This is a genomic window from Pontibaca salina, assembly GCF_016307205.1.
GTDB lineage: Bacteria > Pseudomonadota > Alphaproteobacteria > Rhodobacterales > Rhodobacteraceae > Pontibaca > Pontibaca salina.
The window spans coordinates 60,943-76,597 of sequence record NZ_JAEIJD010000010.1 but is presented as its reverse complement, the minus strand read 5'-3'; the positions used below and the strand labels follow the sequence as shown (position 1 = coordinate 76,597).

The 15,655-nt window shown below is 59.9% G+C and carries 16 protein-coding genes and 1 riboswitch; of the genes, 12 read left to right on the top strand and 4 right to left on the bottom strand.

Annotated features, from left to right (window positions below):
* Positions 1-64: 64 nt before the first annotated feature.
* On the top strand, positions 65-931 hold the full coding sequence (locus JAO82_RS11800) for a branched-chain amino acid aminotransferase (protein ID WP_198686585.1): 867 nt from the start codon (positions 65-67) through the stop codon (positions 929-931).
* 28 nt (positions 932-959) lie between these two features.
* Here the strand turns inward: JAO82_RS11800 and JAO82_RS11795 are convergent, their stop codons facing one another.
* Positions 960-1,898: a DMT family transporter gene (locus JAO82_RS11795; RefSeq protein WP_198686584.1), complete on the bottom strand. Its 939-nt coding sequence runs from the start codon at positions 1,896-1,898 to the stop codon at positions 960-962.
* A 125-nt stretch (positions 1,899-2,023) separates the two neighbouring features.
* Complete coding sequence (aroC, locus tag JAO82_RS11790; protein ID WP_198686583.1) at positions 2,024-3,127, bottom strand: chorismate synthase; 1,104 nt, start codon at positions 3,125-3,127, stop codon at positions 2,024-2,026.
* Positions 3,128-3,218: 91 nt separating this feature from the next.
* A riboswitch (TPP riboswitch) is annotated at positions 3,219-3,320 on the top strand.
* Between the two features lie 34 nt (positions 3,321-3,354).
* On the opposite strand from aroC, the gene thiB reads away from it, so the two are divergent.
* The 9 genes from thiB to JAO82_RS11745 all read left to right on the top strand — a co-directional run bounded on the left by thiB (position 3,355) and on the right by JAO82_RS11745 (position 11,237).
* Entirely contained in the window at positions 3,355-4,332 is a 978-nt protein-coding gene (thiB, locus tag JAO82_RS11785) for a thiamine ABC transporter substrate binding subunit (protein ID WP_198686582.1), read from the top strand.
* Complete coding sequence (locus JAO82_RS11780) at positions 4,308-5,864, top strand: ABC transporter permease family protein (protein ID WP_198686581.1); 1,557 nt, start codon at positions 4,308-4,310, stop codon at positions 5,862-5,864. Before thiB ends, JAO82_RS11780 begins: the two co-directional genes overlap by 25 nt.
* Positions 5,851-6,552 (top strand): thiamine ABC transporter ATP-binding protein, encoded by a 702-nt coding sequence (locus JAO82_RS11775; RefSeq protein ID WP_198686580.1) that lies wholly within the window; start codon positions 5,851-5,853, stop codon positions 6,550-6,552. Before JAO82_RS11780 ends, JAO82_RS11775 begins: the two co-directional genes overlap by 14 nt.
* A gap of 177 nt (positions 6,553-6,729) precedes the next feature.
* Positions 6,730-7,290 (top strand): ubiquinol-cytochrome c reductase iron-sulfur subunit, encoded by a 561-nt coding sequence (gene petA, locus JAO82_RS11770; RefSeq protein ID WP_198686579.1) that lies wholly within the window; start codon positions 6,730-6,732, stop codon positions 7,288-7,290.
* Between the two features lie 11 nt (positions 7,291-7,301).
* Entirely contained in the window at positions 7,302-8,651 is a 1,350-nt protein-coding gene (petB, locus tag JAO82_RS11765) for a cytochrome b (RefSeq protein WP_198686578.1), read from the top strand.
* A gap of 16 nt (positions 8,652-8,667) precedes the next feature.
* Positions 8,668-9,459 (top strand): cytochrome c1, encoded by a 792-nt coding sequence (locus tag JAO82_RS11760; protein ID WP_198686577.1) that lies wholly within the window; start codon positions 8,668-8,670, stop codon positions 9,457-9,459.
* Positions 9,460-9,625: 166 nt separating this feature from the next.
* Positions 9,626-9,769 carry a hypothetical protein gene (locus JAO82_RS11755; protein ID WP_198686576.1) on the top strand — a complete coding sequence of 48 codons (144 nt, stop codon included), beginning with the start codon at positions 9,626-9,628 and terminating at the stop codon, positions 9,767-9,769.
* 244 nt (positions 9,770-10,013) lie between these two features.
* On the top strand, positions 10,014-10,247 hold the full coding sequence (locus JAO82_RS11750) for a hypothetical protein (protein WP_198686575.1): 234 nt from the start codon (positions 10,014-10,016) through the stop codon (positions 10,245-10,247).
* Between the two features lie 102 nt (positions 10,248-10,349).
* Positions 10,350-11,237, top strand: a complete 888-nt coding sequence (locus tag JAO82_RS11745; RefSeq protein ID WP_332872524.1) for a YihY/virulence factor BrkB family protein — start codon at positions 10,350-10,352, stop codon at positions 11,235-11,237.
* A gap of 72 nt (positions 11,238-11,309) precedes the next feature.
* On the opposite strand, the gene JAO82_RS11740 is transcribed toward JAO82_RS11745, so the two are convergent.
* Positions 11,310-12,245, bottom strand: coding sequence for a DMT family transporter (locus tag JAO82_RS11740; RefSeq protein ID WP_232897367.1), 936 nt, complete (start codon positions 12,243-12,245; stop codon positions 11,310-11,312).
* 378 nt (positions 12,246-12,623) lie between these two features.
* Positions 12,624-13,046, bottom strand: coding sequence for an HIT family protein (locus JAO82_RS11735; RefSeq protein WP_198686574.1), 423 nt, complete (start codon positions 13,044-13,046; stop codon positions 12,624-12,626).
* A gap of 226 nt (positions 13,047-13,272) precedes the next feature.
* Between JAO82_RS11735 and JAO82_RS11730 the strand changes: the two genes are divergently transcribed.
* Both JAO82_RS11730 and JAO82_RS11725 read left to right on the top strand, forming a co-directional pair.
* Complete coding sequence (locus JAO82_RS11730; protein ID WP_198686573.1) at positions 13,273-14,946, top strand: cytochrome c oxidase subunit I; 1,674 nt, start codon at positions 13,273-13,275, stop codon at positions 14,944-14,946.
* Positions 14,947-15,156: 210 nt separating this feature from the next.
* A complete protein-coding gene (locus tag JAO82_RS11725) occupies positions 15,157-15,651 on the top strand; it encodes a DUF2244 domain-containing protein (protein ID WP_198686572.1) in 495 nt (164 codons plus the stop codon).
* Positions 15,652-15,655 lie beyond the last annotated feature (4 nt).

Sequence of the window (15,655 nt, the reverse complement as noted above, 5' to 3'; positions counted from 1 at the left end):
TCGGGGTAATATTATGCCCAGAAACCCGGCGGAAAGCGCAACATTTGAAAACAGGAGACATGTCATGGCTGGATATGATGATCGTGATGGCCAGATCTGGATGGACGGCAAACTGGTGCCATGGCGCGACGCCAAGGTGCATATCCTGACCCATGCAATGCATTATGCCAGCTCGGTATTCGAGGGTGAGCGCTGTTATAACGGCACGATCTTCAAGAGCCGCGAACATTCCGAGCGCCTGATCCGCTCGGGGCAACTAATTGATATCGACATCCCCTATTCCGTGGACCAGATCGAAGAGGCCAAGGCGGCGGTTCTCAAGGCCAATGACATGCAAGACGCCTATGTGCGCGTTGTCGCCTGGCGCGGCGCCGGCGAGGATATGGGCGTGGCCAGCGCCCGCAATCCGGTGCGGATGGCGGTGGCCGCCTGGGAATGGGGGGCCTATTACGGTGACGCCAAGATGCAGGGCGCGAAACTGGACATCGCGAAATGGAAACGGCCCAGCCCCGAAACCATCCCCTCCGAGGCCAAAGCCGCCGGGCTTTACATGATCTGCACCATGTCCAAACATGCCGCCGAGGCCAAGGGCTGTTCGGACGCGATGATGCTGGACTATCGCGGCTATGTGGCCGAGGCGACGGGTGCCAACATCTTTTTCGTCAAGGACGGCGAGGTCCACACCCCGCTGCCGGATTGCTTCCTGAACGGGATCACCCGCCAGACCGTGATCGAAATGCTGAAAGAGCGCGACATCACGGTACATGAGCGCCACATCATGCCCGAGGAACTGGACGGGTTTCAGCAATGCTGGCTGACCGGCACCGCCGCCGAGGTCACCCCGGTGGGGCAGATCGGCGATTTCCGGTTTGAAGTCGGGACGCTGACCCGCGAAATCGCGGAAAGCTATGAAAAACTGGTGCGCGCCTGACCCCAGTCGGGCGCGGCGCAACCCGCGTCTAACTTTTCGGGTCTGCAATTGGGCGCGCCCTCGCGCGCGCTAGCCCCAGATGATGTTCGCGCCAGATTACCAGAATATTACCCGCAATGATCAGCCCCGCGCCAGCCAACATCACCGCGGTCGGCACCTCTGAGAACCAGATATAACCGATCAGGATTGCAAACAGCATCGAGGCATATTCGACCGGCGCGAGCATCGACACCGCACCAAACCGATAGGACGACGTCATGCAAATCTGCGCGGCTCCGCCAATCACTCCGGCCAGCACCAGCAGGATCAGAACCTGCCCTGTCGGCACCACCCAACCAAACGGCAATGTGAGCAGCGACAGCACGGTCGCGGTGGCCGAAAAGTAGAACACGATGGCGGATGTGCTTTCGCTCTCAGCCATCGAGCGGATCTGGATCTGCACCAATGCGCGCGCCATCGCCGACAACAGAACCAGCAGCGCGCCCACCGCAGCGGATTTCTGATAATCGCCACCGATGCCCAAACGCGGCCAGACCATGATCAGCACGCCCAGCAGTCCCAGCAACACCGCGCTAATCCGGATCAGGCGGATACGCTCTCCCAGAAGCAATGCCGCCAGAAGCACCGTAAAGATCGGTGCAGCAAAGCCGATCGCAGTCACTTCAGGCAGTGGCAACAAGCCCAACCCGGCGAATATCAAGCCCATGGCGGTGGTGCCCAGCACGCCGCGCCGAATATGCACGATCGGGCGGCGGGCAATCAGTCCGTGGCGCAATTCCTGGCGCAGCGCCAGCCAGACCAAGATAACCGGAATCGCAAAAAGCGAGCGAAAGAATACTGCCTGCCCCGGCGGGACGCTGTCCGCAGTCGCCTTGATCAGCGCGCTCATGACGGTGAAGAAGAATACCGCGCTGAGGTTGAGCAGGATCGCCAGACCGGGGCGGTGAGACGTGAGCGGAGTTGCCATTGGCGCACGATGCGCTGCCGACAAGGAAAGATCAACGGATCGCGATCACGGCCGAGGCCGCGGACCGGGGCTTTGCCCCGGACCCCAGGATATTTCTTCGCAAGAAGAAGATGCAGGGCTGCGCTTCAGCCGATGGCGCCACGGTTGTGGCCGATTTGGCCCCGATGCAAGAGATAGTGGTCAAGCAAGACGCAGGCCATCATGGCCTCGGCCACCGGCACGGCGCGGATGCCGACGCAGGGATCATGGCGGCCTTTGGTGATGATCTCGGTGGCTTCTCCGGCGCGGGTGATGGTTTGACGCGGTTTCAGGATCGACGAGGTCGGCTTGACCGCAAAGCGCACAATGATGTCCTGTCCGGTGCTGATCCCGCCGAGGATCCCGCCAGCATGGTTGGAGGAATAGACCGGGTTGCCATCCTCGCCCATGAAGATCTCGTCTGCGTTTGCCTCTCCGGTCAGTTCGGCGGCGGCCATGCCTTCGCCGATTTCGACGCCCTTGACGGCATTGATGCTCATCATCGCGCTGGCAAGATCGGTGTCGAGCTTGCCATAGACCGGTGCGCCAAGCCCCGCGGGCAGGCCCGAGGCGGTCACCTCGATCATCGCACCGACCGAATTGCCGGATTTGCGCAGGCCGTCAAGATATTCGGCCCAATCAGTGGCAGCCTGTGCATCGGGCACCCAGAAGGGGTTTTCTTCGATTTGCGCAGCATCAAAGCGAGCACGGTCGATCCTGTGCGGCCCGATCTGCACCATATAGCCGGTGATGCGCAGTTCGGGCAGCAGCGTGGCCAGCACCGCGCGCGCCAAGCCGCCTGCCGCCACCCGTGCGGCAGTTTCCCGCGCCGAGGACCGCCCACCACCGCGATAGTCGCGAATACCGTATTTTTGCCAATAGGTGATGTCGGCATGGCCCGGACGGAACTTGTCCTTGATGTCGGAATAGTCCTTGCTGCGCTGATCAGTGTTCTCGATCATCAACTGGATCGGCGTGCCGGTGGTCTGACCTTCGAACACGCCCGACAGGATGCGCACCTGATCCGGCTCGCGGCGTTGAGTGGTGTATTTGTTCTGGCCCGGCTTGCGCCGGTCCAGCCAGTGCTGGAGCCCGGCCTCGTCAATAGGAACACCGGGCGGGCAACCATCGACGGTGGCCCCCAAAGCGGGGCCGTGGCTTTCGCCCCATGTGGTGACGCGGAACAGATGGCCGAAGCTGTTGATCGACATGGGCGCTCTCCTTTGCCGCCCGTGCTTAGCGGCGCGAGAGGTCTGCCTCAAGGGCTTTCGCCTTGCCGGGATTCGCAGGGGGCGATAGGATCACGTCACCTCGGGGCGCCCAGTGGGGCTGAGACGTGCTATTTGCGGACCCGTTGAACCTGAACCGGATAACACTGGCGGAGGGAAGGTCAGGTGCGCATTCACCCCTTGCCTGTCGCCGCAAAGAGGGGATGAGAATGAAACGACTCGCGATCGCAGCGGGCTTTCTTTGCGCCACCGCCGCCGGTGCGCAGACGCCGGAACTGACGGTTTACACCTATGACAGCTTCGTTTCCGATTTCGGGCCGGGCCCGAAGATCGAGAAGGCGTTTGAGGCGCAATGCGGCTGTGATCTGAACCTGGTCGGTGCGGGCGACGGAGCGGCACTATTGGCGCGCTTGAGACTGGAAGGCGCGCGCAGCAAGGCTGACGTGGTGCTGGGTTTGGACACCAGCCTGATCGACCCGGCGCGCGGCAGCGGGTTGTTCGCAGAAAGCGGTGTCGACGCCGAATACGCGCTGCCAGTGGAATGGGACGATCCGGTTTTCGTGCCCTATGACTGGGGGCTATTTGCCTTTGTGCACAATACCGACCTCAAGGCACCGGCCAACTTCCGAGATCTGGCCGAGAGCGATCTTAAGATCGTGATTCAGGACCCGCGTTCGTCCACGCCCGGTCTGGGGCTGCTGCTCTGGATCAAGACGGCTTATGGCGACGCGGCACCGGAAATCTGGGCCAAGCTAGCCGACAATATTCTGACCGTCACCAAGGGCTGGAGCGAATCCTATGGCCTGTTCCTGAATGGCGAGGCTGACATGGTGCTGTCCTACACCACCTCCCCCGCCTATCACCGGATTGCCGAGGATGATGACAGCAAGACCGCGGCGGTCTTTGATGAAGGCCATTACGCGCAGATCGAGGTGGCTGCGAAACTGGCCAGCAGCGACCAGCCAGAACTGGCCGAGCAATTCCTGCAATTCATGCTGAGCGATGCAGCACAGGCCGCGATAATGACCGGCAACTGGATGTATCCCGCCGTGCTGCCCGAGGGTGGATTGCCCGAGGGGTTCGGCACGCCGCTCCCCGCCGAACAGGTTTTGTTGCTGCCCTCCGATGAGGCCGCAGCGCTGCGCGACTTGGCGCTGGATGAATGGCTGACCGCGCTGTCCCGCTAGCCCGCTGGCCGGGCTGGTCCACGGGCACACTGGTCGGGGCGCTGATCCTTGGGGCTTTGGTTGCCGTGGCCTTGCGCGCCGAGCCCGGCGCGGGATTGCGCCCGGCAGATTGGGCGGCGGTGCGGTTCACGGTCGTGCAGGCTGTGCTTTCGGCCTTGATCAGTGTTGCGCTGGCGGTGCCGGTGGCACGGGCGCTGGCGCGGCGGCGCTTTGCCGGACGGCGGGCGCTGGTTGGGCTGTTGGGCGCGCCATTCATCCTGCCGGTGATCGTGGCCGTTCTGGGGCTGCTGACGGTGTTCGGGCGGGCGGGCTGGATCAGCACGGCGCTGGGAGTGCTGAACCTGCCGCCGGTGCAGATTTATGGCCTGCATGGCGTGGTGCTGGCGCATGTGTTCTTTAACCTGCCGCTGGCGGCGCGGCTGATCCTGCAAGGCTGGCAAGAGATCCCCGCCGAGCGGTTCCGTCTTGCTGCGCAACTGGGCGCGGGACCGCGCGAGATCTGGCGATTATTGGAGCGTCCGATGTTGATGCGCGTCGTTCCCAGTGCTGCAACGGTGATCTTTGCCATTTGCCTCAGCAGTTTTGCCGTCGCACTGACGCTGGGTGGCGGGCCGCGCGCCACCACCATCGAGCTGGCAATCTATCAGGCGTTCCGCTTTGACTTCGATCTGGGCCGGGCGGCGTTATTGTCTTGTGTGCAGATCGCGCTGACCGTAGCGGCGGCGCTGGTCGCGCTGCAGCTGGGGCGGGGCGATGGGTTTGGCGGCGGACTGGAGCGTCCGGTGCAACGCTGGGACGCCAATACATTTGGTCATCGTCTGCTGGATGGCGCGCTGATCGCCCTGGCGGCGCTGTTCCTGATGTTGCCGCTGGCCGCGATCATCACCTCGGGCGCAGCGGGTCTGCCCGGTTTGCCGGCCAGCGTCTGGCAGGCCGCGCTGAATTCGGTACTGGTGGCGCTGGCCAGTACGGTTGCGATGCTGCTGCTGGCGCTGCCAATGGCAGCAACGGTCGCCGCCGGTCGTGGTGGCGCGATCGAACTGGCCGGGCTGCTGGGGCTGGCGGTGTCGCCGCTTGTCATCGGGACCGGCCTGTTTGTCATTCTGCATCCGGTCACGGATGTTTTTGCGCTGGCCCTGCCTTTGACGGCGCTCGTCAATGCGGTGATGGCCCTGCCCTTTGCGCTACGCATTCTTATTCCCCGCGCACGTCAGATTGTGGCGCAAAACGGGCGGCTGGCGTTGTCGCTGGATATGAGCAGCACGTTATTCCTGCTGCGAATATTGCTGCCGCGGATGCGCGCGCAGATCGGATTTGCCGCCGGGCTTGCAGCCGCCCTGTCGATGGGCGATCTTGGCGTGATCGCGCTGTTCGCTTCGCCCGAACGCACGACGCTCCCGCTACAAATCTATCGGTTGATGGGAGCTTATCAAATGCAAGCGGCTGCTGGCGCGGCGTTATTGCTGCTCGCGCTGTCGATGGCGCTGTTCTGGATTTTCGATCGCGGGGGGCGCGGCCATGCTGAGGCTTGAAAACGCGATTATCCGCAATGGCCCGTTCAACGTCACCGCCAATCTGGCGATAGAATCCGGCCACCGCATCGCGGTGATCGGGCCTTCGGGTGCGGGCAAGTCCACATTGATCGAAGGCATCGCCGGATTTCTGCCGGTCACGCAAGGTCGCATCCTATGGCGCGATCAGGACATGACCACGGCTGCACCCGGCAAGCGCCCTGTGGCGATGCTGTTTCAAGACGGCAACCTGTTTCCCCATCTCACCATCGCGGAGAACGTCGGGCTGGGCCTGCGTCCAGACCTGCGCCTGAACGGCGAGCAGAAAGCTCGCGTGAGCGACGCCCTCGCCCGCGTCGACCTGGAGGGGAAAGAGGCGCGCAAGCCCGCCGAACTGTCCGGCGGGCAGCAAAGCCGCGCCGCACTAGCGCGAGTGTTGGTGCAGGCCCGGCCCTTGCTGTTGCTGGACGAACCTTTTGCCGCGCTGGGACCGGCGCTGAAACATGCGATGCTGGATCTGGTAACGGAGCTTTCGGCGGAAACCGGGGCCACCGTGCTGATGGTTAGCCATGACCCGGCGGACGCGCGCCGTATTACTGACCAGATCATTCTGGTGGACGAAGGTGTTGCCCTAGCGCCGCAGGAAACCGGGCCGCTGCTGGACAATCCGCCCGCTGCACTCCGGGCCTATTTAGGTGGCACAGGCTGATCCGCCCCGTGGCCCGCAACGCGGCAAATCGGTGACAGCAAACACGAATCGCCCCTCTGTGGGGCCATCACGACTGGACGAACGCGCACTGCGCCGCTAGACACCCGCGCATATATGTCGCGCAATGCGGCGCAGACCCATGCCCGGTGACGGGCGCAGGAAATGGAGCAAAACCTCGTGTCCCACGCAGAAGACCACGAAGGCACCCGGAGAGATTTCCTCTACTATGCCACCGCAGGCGCCGGAGCCGTGACCGCAGGTGCCGCTATCTGGCCACTGGTTAATCAGATGAACCCCTCTGCTGATGTGCAGGCCCTTTCTTCGATTTATGTCGATATTAGCGGTGTCGAAGAAGGCACCCAGCTCACGGTGAAATACCTCGGCAAGCCGGTCTTCATCCGTTATCGAACCCAAGAAGAAATCGAAGCTGCCAAAGCGGTTGCTCTCACCGACCTGATTGACCGGACCTCGGAGAACCCCAACAAACCCGGCACCGATGCATCGGATATCAACCGCGTCATCGATGACAAAGAGCAATGGCTGGTGATGATCGGTGTCTGCACCCACTTGGGCTGTGTTCCAATCGGCGATGGTGCAGGCGAATATGGCGGCTGGTTCTGCCCCTGCCATGGTTCGCATTACGATACTGCGGGACGCATCCGCAAAGGTCCGGCACCGGAAAACCTGCACATTCCCGTCGCGTCCTTTGTCGACGATACAACGATCCAACTGGGATAAGGAAACAACAAATGTCCGGTATTCCGCACGATCAATACGAGCCAAAGACCCGTGGCGAAAAATGGGTCGAAAGCCGCCTGCCGGTCCTCAGCCTGATCTACGGCACGCTGATGATCCCGACCCCCAAAAACCTGAACTGGATGTGGATCTGGGGCATCGTTCTGGCCTTCTGTCTGGCGCTGCAAATCGTCACCGGTATCGTACTGGCCATGCATTACACGCCGCATGTCGATCAGGCGTTTGCGTCGATTGAACACATCATGCGCAACGTGAATGGCGGGCATATGCTGCGCTATATCCATACCAACGGTGCCTCGCTGTTCTTTATCGCCGTCTATGCGCATATTTTCCGCGGCCTCTATTATGGCAGCTACAAGACCCCGCGTGAGATCACGTGGATCATCGGCATGCTGATCTTTGTGCTGATGATGGCAACCGGCTTCATGGGCTATGTGCTGCCATGGGGACAGATGTCGTTCTGGGGTGCCACGGTGATTACTGGCCTGTTTGGGGCGATCCCCTTCGTTGGTGAAGCGTTGCAAACATGGCTGCTGGGCGGACCGGCGGTGGATAATGCCACGCTGAACCGGTTCTTCAGCCTGCACTACCTGTTGCCCTTCGTGATTGCGGGGCTGGTGATCGTGCATATCTGGGCCTTCCACAGCACCGGCAACAATAACCCCACCGGCGTTGAAGTGCGCCGCTCCTCGAAAGCCGAGGCAAAGAAAGACACCCTGCCCTTCTGGCCCTATTTCGTGATGAAGGACCTGTTCGCGCTGGCGGTGATCCTGACGGTTTTCTGGGCGGTCGTTGGCTTTATGCCAAACTATCTAGGTCACCCCGATAACTATATCGAAGCCAACCCGCTGGTCACGCCCGCGCATATCGTGCCCGAATGGTACTTCCTGCCCTTCTACGCGATCCTGCGCGCCTTTACCGGCGAAGTCTGGGTGGTGCAGATTGCCTCCTTCCTGACTGGTGGCATCATCGACGCCAAGTTCTTCGGTGTGCTTGCCATGTTCGGAGCGATTCTGGTGATCGCGCTGGCGCCCTGGCTGGATACCTCCAGCACACGGTCGGGTCGTTATCGTCCGATGTTCAAGTGGTGGTTCGCTCTTTTGGTGATCGACTTCTTCGTGCTGATGTGGCTGGGTGCAATGCCCGCAGAAGAGCCCTATGCGACCTTCTCATTGATCGGCTCGGCCTATTGGTTCGCCTATTTCCTGGTGATCCTGCCGCTGCTGGGGGTGATCGAGAAGCCGGATACTCCGCCGGCCACGATCGAAGAGGATTTCCAGTCTCATTACGCACCCAATGTCGGCGATACCAAGACCCAGCCCGACACCACCCCTGCCGAATAAGAAAAGGACCGGGAGCATGTTCAAGAAAACCGCAATCGGTGCCGTCTTTGCCATCGCGCTTGCCCCTGCCGCCGCTTTGGCGGCAGAGGGTGAGCAACATATCGAAGACTTTGCCTTCTCATTCGAAGGCCCGTTCGGCACCTATGATCAACACCAGCTGCAACGCGGCCTTCAGGTCTATACCGAGGTCTGTTCAGCTTGCCATGGTCTGCAATATGTGCCGCTGCGCTCGTTGTCGGAAGATGGCGGACCAACCATGTCCGAGGATCAGGTACGAGCCTATGCAGCGGAAACGTTCGAAGTGTTCGACTCCGAACTCGACGACTATCGGCCAGCAGTTCCGACCGACCATTTCCCTGCCAACACGGCAATGGGAGCTCCTGACCTGAGCATGATGGCCAAGTCGCGTGCCGGTTTTCACGGCCCTTACGGGTTGGGGCTTAACCAGCTGTTCAAAGGGATGGGCGGGGCAGAATACATCGCATCACTTCTGGTCGGCTATACCGGTGAAGAAAAGGAAGAGGCGGGCACGCTATTCTATGAGAATACCGCTTTTCCAGGGGGCTGGATCTCGATGGCGCCGCCACTGTTCGATGAGCAAGTGGAGTTTGCCGATGGTCACGCCAACGATATGCGCGCCATGGCGGTCGATGTTTCGGCTTTCCTGATGTGGGCCGCCGAACCCAAGATGATGGCCCGCAAGCAGGCCGGGTTTATCGGTGTGCTGTTCCTGACGATCCTGTCGGTTCTGCTTTACCTGACAAACAAGCGCCTGTGGGCACCGGTCAAAGGTCGCAAGACCCCCTGACCCACCGCCATTCGGTTCGAACCCCTCGCAGAGAACTCTGCGGGGGATTTTTTTGTTCGCCATCGGGGCCGGCTGCGTCCTCATTCGGGGTCCAGCCGGTTCTCTGCCCAGCCATTTTTCGGGTCATGGTCCCTCTAGGCTGTCAAGACTCTAAGCCTTGGAGGAGATGAAGTTTGAAGGTTTAGCCGATGCGTCGGGCACGATCCGCAATAAGGATCGGGGCGAATCGGCCCGCGACCTCAGCGACTTCCCCCGCAACAACCCGCTCGTATTTTTAGGCGGTACCGCACGCTGGTCGGCTTTGCTGTGACTGCGGTTGGGGCGGCGGTCATCGCTCCTGCCATACTGAACGTGCTGAGCGCCGCGTTAGTCGCCGCGCCACCGAGGCCGGGATTGACGCTGGCTGGAGCGAACTGATTGTGGGCGTGGGGCTGGCCGTTATCGCCTTCCCGCTGCAGAGCAAGGGGTTGAGTGATTTAAAACTTTCCTGCGTAGACCGTTCAGAACGGTGAAGAGTGTTGAACGCGACGTAAAGACCTTTAATGAGGTTTAAGATGACGAATAACCACAGATCCCCGTCCGAAATCGAACAGGCGATCAAATATTTCTACGAAGAAGAGTGCGCGAAGGCCGGAAGAGTCGTTTATGCTAGGTTGTCCGAAGCACAGAAGGTCGCCGATGAAACCTTACAGGAAATCGACGAGCGCGCACCGGGCGATAAGACCGCAGCCCAAGCCGCCGCAGACAAGACAAAGTCGGCGGCCGAGCGAATGGCAGATACCGGTTAAACATAACGCCAACAAAGAGGGTCTGGGCAATCCCAGGTCCTGATCCTTTTTGTCGGCCCACATTAACAGCGGGCCGGCGCGCTAAAGCAGCAGGAGCTTTTCATGGACCGTGGTCGCCACCCAGAGACACCGAGCCGCATCCCCGCAAAGGGATGGAAAGACATCGCAATGCGCCTAAAGTGCAAGGTCACCGAGGACCACGTCACGCTGATTTCTGCGGGGGTCGCGTTTTATGCGCTTCTTGCGCTTTTCCCCGCAATTACCGCGTTCATAGCCATCGCCGGTCTGGTTTTAGATCCTTCGGATATTGTCGCGCAGCTTGACGATTTGTCGGGTTTCCTGCCCGCCGATGTCAGCGAAATCGTCATCGGACAGGCGCAGAAAGTGGCCGGCAGTGAAACTGGTGGTCTTGGGTTGGCAGCAATCGGCGGTATTCTCATCGCGCTTTATTCCGCATCCAAGGGGGTGGGTAGCCTGCTCGAAGGATTGAACGTTGCCTATGACGAGAAGGAAAAACGCGGCTTTATCAAGCTCAAGGCGCTTACGTTCGGCCTGACCCTGCTGCTGATCATCGGCTTTATCTTGGCCATTGGGCTGACTCTCGCTTTGCCGGCTGTACTCGGGCTGTTGCCACTGGGCGCGGGCGCGAAATTCACCGTGACTGCCGGCAGCCTGATCGTGATGCTTATCCTGTTACTCTTGGGGCTGTCAGTGATGTATTGCGTTGGCCCTTCACGGGACCGTCCCGAATGGAAATGGGTGACGCCAGGCGCAGTGTCGGCTTGCTTGCTTTGGATCGCGGCGTCGGCGGGATTTTCGACCTACGTGAGCAATTTCAGTTCGTATAACGAAAGCTTCGGATCGCTCGCCGGTATTATCGTGTTGTTGCTATGGCTGTGGATCTCGGCCCTCGTCGTATTGCTGGGGGCCGAAATCAACGCCGCAATAGAGGCACAGACGGGTCATGACACCACCTCCGGCGCCGGATGAGCCGATGGGTACGCAAGGGGCGCAAAAAGCTGACCAGATAGGCGAAGCCAGCAACTGACCGTAGGACTTTGCTTACCGCCCCCCGCTGCGCGCCTTGGTCTCGGCGGTCGCCACCTTTTTTTCTCGATAGAACACATAGATCCCCGAAGCCAAGATGATGGCGACGCCCAACCAGGTCATTGCATCGGGGAAATCACCAAAAACCATATAGCCCACCGCAGTCGCTCCAAGGATTTCAAGATACTGAAACGGTGCCAATGTGCTGGCCTCAACCTGGCGGAATGCCTCGGCGATCAGTACGAAACTGGTTGCGGCAAGGCCGCCTGCCGCCACAATCGCGCCCCAGGCCCACAAAGGAAAGGTCGCCGGAGCCTCGGTTACGACTTCCGGTCCGTACCAGAAGATCATTGCCAGCAACATACCGACACCTGCATAGGCGGATGCGCCGCATTGCACGGTCAACCCCGAGCGCGTTCCGCTGGCACGTCGCAGGACGATCATGTTCAGCGCATAGCTTGCCGCCGCAATCAACGGATAGATCACGACAAAGCCAAAAGTCGTAAATCCGGGCCGAATTACGATCAAGGCCCCGATCAAACCGACCACAACCGCAGCAATACGACGCGGTCCTACCCTCTCCCCCAGCAGCGGACCGGCCAGCAGCGTCAACAACAGCGGCTCGACAAAAAAGATCGAGATCGCCGTGGCAATCGGCATCTTGGCAAAGGCCCCGATCAAACCCAGCAACGTGATCGTGATCAGCAATCCGGACAGCGCCACGACCGGCGAGAACATCCGCCCATGTAAGCGCCGACGCAGGACGACCGCCACCGGAATCAGGAAAACTGCCTGCGACAACAGGCGCCACATCGTTACCTCCGCCGCGGGCATGATCGCGGTCAGCGACTTGGAAAAACTGTCACCCATCGGCAACAGCAGCATCGCCACAATCATCATGATCATTCCGACGCCGGTATTGTGCTGCTGAACCAGTGTGGGCGTGGACATTCGATACCTCGTTCTTGCGTTTTATTCGCTGCGGATGCTGGTGATGCCAAGAAGGTTGCAAACCACATGCCGCCCATGCGAACGGACGTCCCGCTGATACGGCGCGAAACCTAATTACTTGAGTAGGCGGACCCAATCAGTCAGATGGTGCCGAACCTGTCAACCTGACGGCAATCGCCGCGCTTCTTGTCTCGGATCGCGCCATGAGAATTTTGGCTCTGCGCCGTCTCAAGGCCCAACGAACGGCGCCTCGGTGCAGCCATCCCGATTACAGTCCAGTTCCGACAACATGTGGGATCATTGCGGGTCTGGCGCAACCGACGCCTTTTCTGGCAGGGGACGCGAGAATCACCGCAACCGCATCCTGCGGCTCAGCCATCACCCATCAGCCAGCGCGGCGCGGATCTTTTCGGCATTGGCGGTCAGCACTTCCGTGTCTTCCATCTGCCCCGGCGGCAACAGCGCGACGCCCGGGTATCGGGGCAAGATATGGAAGTGCAGGTGAAACACCTCCTGCCCGCCGATTGCCTCGTTGAATTGCTGCACGGTCACGCCGCCAGCACCGAACGCCGTCATAACCGCATGAGAGAGCTTCTGAGCAGTCGCCATACACGACGCAAGCTGCTGCTCGCTGGCATCAAGGATATTGCGGCAAGGTGTCTTTGGAATCACCAGAACATGGCCGTTGGCGCGCGGCATGATATCCATGAACGCCAAAGTCTCGTCATCCTCGTAGACGCGAGACGAGGGGATTTCATCGCGCAGTATCTTGGCAAATATATTGTCGGAATCGTAACTCATATCAGCGAACCTTTCATAGTGGTTTTCTCGGAAATTTCTTCGGTTTTGGGGGCTGGGTGCACACAGGTCAAGCGGCTCTTTTGGCGCTATTCACTGCCCAAGCCAGCAATTTATATTGTTTCAGATCAAACTCCACCATTGAAGCGCGCATACGGTCATTCTAGAAGTTAGGGTATAATTCGCGCCTGCCCTGCCGGAGCGGCGTCCATTTCAACAGGAGACCCATATGACGGACGCAGTCATCCATGGTCACGAGCACGAAGATCAGCGCGGTTTCTTCACCCGCTGGTTTATGTCCACAAACCACAAGGACATCGGGATACTTTATCTTTTTGTATCCGGTCTGGTTGGTCTCGTCTCGGTGATATTCACCGTCTATATGCGCCTAGAGCTGATGGAGCCCGGCGTTCAATACATGTGTATGGAGGGCGCTCGGCTGGTTGCCGACTCTGCAGCCGCATGCACGCCCAACGGCCACCTGTGGAACGTCTTGGTGACCGGCCACGGTATCCTGATGATGTTCTTCGTGGTAATTCCAGCACTGTTCGGTGGCTTTGGCAACTACCTAATGCCCCTGCAGATCGGGGCGCCGGACATGGCGTTTCCGCGGATGAACAACCTGTCGTTCTGGCTTTTTGTGGCTGGCGTTGTCATGGCCGTTTGTTCGATTTTGGCTCCGGGCGGCAATGATCAGCTCGGATCCGGAGTTGGCTGGGTTCTTTATCCGCCACTTTCGACCACTGAAGCCGGCCTGTCGATGGATCTTGCGATCTTTGCGGTGCACCTGTCGGGCGCCTCTTCAATCTTGGGGGCGATCAATATGATCACCACCTTCCTGAACATGCGCGCTCCCGGCATGACGCTGTTCAAAGTGCCGCTCTTTGCATGGTCCGTCTTCGTCACCGCGTGGATGATCCTTCTGGCCCTGCCCGTGCTGGCCGGCGCCATCACCATGCTGCTGATGGATCGCAACTTTGGCTTTACCTTCTTTGACCCGGCCGGCGGCGGCGATCCGATTCTCTACCAGCACATCCTGTGGTTCTTTGGCCACCCGGAAGTGTATATCGTGATCTTGCCGGGCTTCGGTATCATCAGCCATGTCATCGCCACGTTCTCGCGCAAACCGATCTTTGGCTATCTGCCGATGGTGTGGGCGCTGATCGCGATTGCAGTGCTGGGCTTTATCGTTTGGGCACACCACATGTACACCGTAGGCATGTCGCTGAACCAGCAAGCCTATTTCCAACTTGCAACCATGACCATCGCGGTACCGACCGGCATCAAAGTGTTCAGCTGGATCGCCACAATGTGGGGTGGCTCGGTGCAATTCCGTACCCCTATGTTGTGGGCGTTCGGCTTCCTGTTCCTGTTCACCGTCGGTGGTGTCACTGGCATCGTGCTGTCACAAGCCGCCGTGGACCGCTACTACCACGACACTTATTACGTGGTCGCCCATTTCCACTATGTGATGAGCCTCGGCGCGGCCTACGCGATCTTCGCAGGCGTCTATTTCTATCTGCCCAAGATGAGCGGTCGCATGTATCCCGAATGGGCTGGCCAAGTGCACTTCTGGTTGTTTTTCATCGGGACCAACCTGACCTTCTTCCCGCAGCACTTCCTGGGTCGTCAAGGCATGCCGCGCCGCTATATCGACTATCCCGAAGGCTATGCATTCTGGAACTACTGGTCGTCTTGGGGCGCGTTCCTGTCCTTTGCCTCCTTCGTGTTCTTCATCGGGGTCGTCTTCTATACGCTGACCCGCGGAGCCCGCTCGCCCGAGCGTAATCCGTGGAACGAATATGCGGACACGCTCGAGTGGACCGTGGCCAGCCCGCCACCCGAGCACACGTTCGAGCAGCTGCCCAAGCGCGAAGACTGGGACAAGGGCCACGCCCATTGAGCGCAACCTGCGTGATGATATGATCTGGATACGGCCCCGGCAGAGCTTGCCGGGGCCGTATCTGTTTGCAAGTCTGGATTTTCGCTGATGTGGTTTGCCCTTGATCAGGTGGCGTGCGTGTTTGTGCTGGCCTCCTGCCGTTCACAGCCTAGGAACCCCTTCTCAACAGGATTCGACAGAGCGTGAACCTATGCTAAACTCTTTTCAATTATGCCCTATAACTGGATGAAAACCGGCGAAGACGCGCCCGCGCAGCAAGAGTTGCATCTGTGGCCGCATCAATCGCTGCCGCCGCGCGGTTATGCGTGGTTCATCGGGGGAACCTTCGCACTGATACTGCTGCCTGTGATCGGACTGCTAGGGACCGCGCTATTGTGGGGTATACTGCCATTCGTGATGATCGCAATTGCTGGGATTTGGTTCGCTCTGGATCGCAGTCGGCGCAATGCGCAGATCCTTGAAATCCTGACGCTGTCCGACACAACGGCGCACCTGCTGCGCCTCAATCCGCGCGGGGTCCGGCAAGAGTGGAAGTGTAACCGCTATTGGGTGCGCCCCGAAATGCACGATTCTAACGGTCCGGTGCCTTACTACGTTACCCTGCATGGCGGCGGGCGTGAGGTCGAGATCGGGGCATTCCTGTCCGAAGACGAACGGGTGGCGCTTTTTGATGAGCTCTCGCGCAAGCTGCCCCCACGTAATTAAAGGC